The following is a 1,340-nucleotide window of genomic DNA, read 5'->3' as shown; positions in this document are numbered from 1 at the left end:
CAGGCTGCTGAATTACCGGCGGTAACGTCATCGCGGAAGGCCCCTGAAGCGTTGATGAAAGGCCTCCACTCGCCCCCGGGAGATCATGCGCGGCGCTGACACATTCACCGAGAGTTTATTTTCCATGCGCAAGCTCGACGACTTCGTTCCGAAGTCGCATCCGTTGCGTTCGATCCGTGTGATGGCGAACGAAGCACTGGCGAAGATGGATCGGTTGTTTGCCGGGATGTACGAGGCCGACATCAAGGGTGGGCGACCGAGCATCGCACCGGAGAAGTTGCTGCGAGCCATGCTGATCCAGATCCTCTACAGCATCCGCTCGGAGCGCCAACTGATGGAGCAGGTGCAATACAACCTGCTGTTTCGCTGGTTCATCGGCTTGAGCATGGATGACGAGGTCTGGGTGCCGACCGTTTTCACGAAGAACCGTGAACGTCTGATCAAGCATGATGCGGTGATCGAATTTTTCAATGAAGTCGTGGCGATCGCCGAGAAGAAGTGCCTACTCTCGGGCGAGCACTTCAGTGTGGACGGAACGCTGATCCAGGCGTGGGCGGGGCACAAGAGCTTCGTTCCCAGGGACAGTGACGATCAGGATAGCGAAGGTGGTGGTGCGGGCGACTTCAAGGGCGAGAAGCGTAGTAACGAGACGCATGAGTCCAAGACCGATCCCGATGCACGGCTCTATCGCAAAGGCAAGACGGCCAGCGAATTGCGCTACATGGGCCACACGCTGACCGACAATCGGCATGGCCTGGTGGTCAACGCGCGCGTGACGCGCGCTGACGGGCATGCCGAGCGCGAAGCAGCCAAGGTCATGATCAACGACGCGCGGCAAGCGGCAGGAGATGCGAGTGCAGAGATCACGCTGGGTGCAGATAAGGGTTATGACGCACAGGAATTCATCGAGGCTTGCCAGCAGATGAAGGTTACACCGCACGTTGCGCAAAACACCTCGGGACGGCGTTCGGCAGTGCCCGAAACGATTGCCGCGAGCGCGGGCTACGCCATTTCGCAGCAAAAGCGCAAGTTGATCGAACAGGGCTTCGGGTGGGCCAAGACCGTGGGGCGCATGCGCCAGGTGATGGTGCGCGGCTTGAAGAACGTGGACCAGATGTTCGTATTGAACATGGCCGCCTACAACCTCGTGCGCCTGCGCTCATTGGCACAGGTCCGCCCGTAGTGGCGAAAAAAGCGGCAATGAGGCCAGAAATTGGCCTCAAACCGCTGAACCAGCGTGAACTTCGCGTTGAAATTTCACAATGCGATGAAACGCGCGGCGAGAGCCGCGTAAGCGCAGAAAGGCTGTTTCTACCGGGAGGTACTTCAGCAGCCTGCTA

The 1,340-nt window shown here is 58.9% G+C and carries 1 protein-coding gene; it reads left to right on the top strand.

What is annotated here, in order from left to right:
• Positions 1-85: 85 nt before the first annotated feature.
• Positions 86-1,183, top strand: coding sequence for an IS5 family transposase (locus AB4Y42_RS43955; protein WP_368697854.1), 1,098 nt, complete (start codon positions 86-88; stop codon positions 1,181-1,183).
• Positions 1,184-1,340 lie beyond the last annotated feature (157 nt).

The sequence above is a fragment of the Paraburkholderia sp. EG286B genome, from assembly GCF_040965655.1.
Lineage (GTDB): Bacteria > Pseudomonadota > Gammaproteobacteria > Burkholderiales > Burkholderiaceae > Paraburkholderia.
Note: the sequence above shows the minus strand (reverse complement) of the source record. Positions and strands in the feature narration are given on the sequence as shown.